Source organism: Dietzia sp. Cai40 (assembly GCF_014145165.1).
GTDB lineage: Bacteria > Actinomycetota > Actinomycetes > Mycobacteriales > Mycobacteriaceae > Dietzia > Dietzia natronolimnaea.
The window spans coordinates 1-2,203 of sequence record NZ_JAALEB010000508.1 but is presented as its reverse complement, the minus strand read 5'-3'; the positions used below and the strand labels follow the sequence as shown (position 1 = coordinate 2,203).

Below are 2,203 nucleotides of genomic sequence, written 5' to 3'. Positions count from 1 at the left end.
GAGCACGATCTCGCCCGCCGTCACGCCGGCCGACCGCAGCAGCGAGCGCACCTCACGGACCTGGTCGGAGGTGGCCACGGTGACCACGGTGCCGACGGCACCCGCGCGTGCGGTCCGGCCCGAGCGGTGCACGTACGCCTTGTGCTCGGCGGGCGGATCGGCGTGGACGACCAGCCCCACGTCGTCGACGTGGATGCCGCGCGCGGCGATGTCGGTGGCCACGAGCACGCTCGCCTGGCCGGAGGAGAACGCGTCGAGGTTGCGCACGCGTGCGTTCTGCGACAGGTTGCCGTGCAGATCCACGCTGGTCACGCCGCGCCCGGAGAGCTGCTTGGCCAGGCGCTTGGCGCCGTGCTTGGTGCGGGTGAACATGACGGTCCGCTCGTTCACGCCGGCGAGGTCCGCCAGTGCGCGGACGCGGTCGTCCGGGTCCACGTGGAAGACGTGGTGTGCGGTCGCGCCGGGGGTGGCGGAGCCGTCGTCGACCTCGTGCACGACCGGGTTGTCGAGGAACTTGCGGACCAGCTTGTCCACACCCTGGTCCAGCGTCGCGGAGAACAGCAGGCGCTGGGCACCCTGAGGCGTGGCCGCCAGGATCCGGGTGACTCCCGGGAGGAAGCCGAGGTCGGCCATGTGGTCGGCCTCATCGAGGACGCTGACCTCGATCGAGTCCATGCGGCAGTGCTTCTGCCCCATGAGGTCCTCGAGCCGGCCCGGGCAGGCCACCACGATGTCGACGCCCTGGTCGAGCGCGCTGACCTGGCGACCCTGTGAGACGCCGCCGAAGATCACGGTGGTCTTGAGGCCCATCGCCTTGGCCAGCGGCGCGAGGGTCTCGTCGATCTGACGGGCGAGCTCGCGGGTGGGGGCCAGGATGAGCCCGCGGGGGGAGTTGCGCTTACGTCGGCCGCCGGCGGGCGCGGAGGCGGCCAGGCGGGTGACCAGCGGGAGGCAGAACGCGTAGGTCTTGCCGGAGCCGGTGCGGCCGCGGCCCAGGACGTCGCGTCCGGACATCGCGTCGGGCAGCGTCGCCGACTGGATGGGGGTGGGGGTGACGATGTCGACGCCCGTGAGGACGTCGAGCAGGGATGAAGGAACGCCGAGATCGGCGAAGGAACGTGACAAGGGAGGAATCTCCGTACATAGATGGGGCGTCTTGCCCGGCGCGCTCCTGGGGTGCCACGTCGCTCGGAGGCGACGCGCCCGGTGCGCGACCACGGGAGGTCGACATCCGATTCGGCCCGAGGCAAGAGTGGTGCGGGCCGACTCGCCCACCCTACGCCCCACCGGGCCCCGGACCACGGTTCCCGCCCCGAGTGTGACGAGGTCCTCACTTCGGGGCCCGCAGATGGCACGATGTTGACCGTGCGACTCGACCTGTCCCTGCTGCGGCGCCCGGAACTGGGCTCGGTGCTGCTCGGACGGGGGACGGAGTCAGCGCGACTGCGCACCATGAGGGTCCGGGTGCTGCTCGTACTGACGCTGCTGGGCTCCAACCTCGTCGGCGTGGCCGTCGCCGCTGTGCTGATCCTCTTCGTCCTCCCGGGTCCCACCCTCCCCTCCCGTGAGTTCATGGTCCCCACCGCGATCGTCGTCCCGGTGTATGTGGCGCTGGCGACGATCGTGGGGACGATCTGGGTGCGTGGTGCCGTCCACCGGCGTGTCGGGTGGTTCCTCGACGGCCGCGAACCCACGGATCGCGAGCGGGTGTGGACTCTCCGTCTGCCCGGCCGGATGACCCTGATCCAGGCCTTTCTGTGGCTGTTGGGCGCGGCCGTGGTCACGCCCGCCTTCGGGGTGATCGACCCCGAGGCGATCCCGTCGGTCGGGTTCACGATCGTCTTCTCCGGAATGGTCGTCTGCGGTGTGGCGTTCCTCTTCGCGGACTTCGGACTGCGTCCCGTCGCCGCGGTCGCCCTGGCCGACGGTCCGGTCCCCCGCGGCCGGTTCCTGGGTGCCATGACGCGGCTCCGCGTGGCCTGGGCGGTCGGCAGCGGGGTGCCGATCGCGGGACTGATCATCGTGGCGATCTACACGTTGGCGGGCCGGGCCCTGTCGCTGGAACGCCTCGCCGTCATCGTGATCGTGCTCGGCGCCACCTCGCTCCTCGCCGGATTCCTGCTCGTCTCGCTGGGCACGGGGTCGGTCCTCGGCCCGCTACGCAGTCTCCGCTGGGCCATGGAGGACGTCACGGACGGTACGC

The 2,203-nt window shown here is 71.4% G+C and carries 1 protein-coding gene and 1 pseudogene; one reads left to right on the top strand and one right to left on the bottom strand.

Features of this window, described 5'->3' with window-relative positions; all coding sequences use genetic code 11:
- Nucleotides 1-1,125: DEAD/DEAH box helicase (locus tag G6022_RS16510; protein WP_182692059.1), on the bottom strand; the 1,125-nt coding region annotated here is incomplete at its 3' end.
- A 231-nt stretch (nucleotides 1,126-1,356) separates the two neighbouring features.
- Between G6022_RS16510 and G6022_RS16505 the strand changes: the two are divergent.
- Nucleotides 1,357-2,203: pseudogene (locus tag G6022_RS16505) on the top strand (hypothetical protein); the annotation flags it as partial.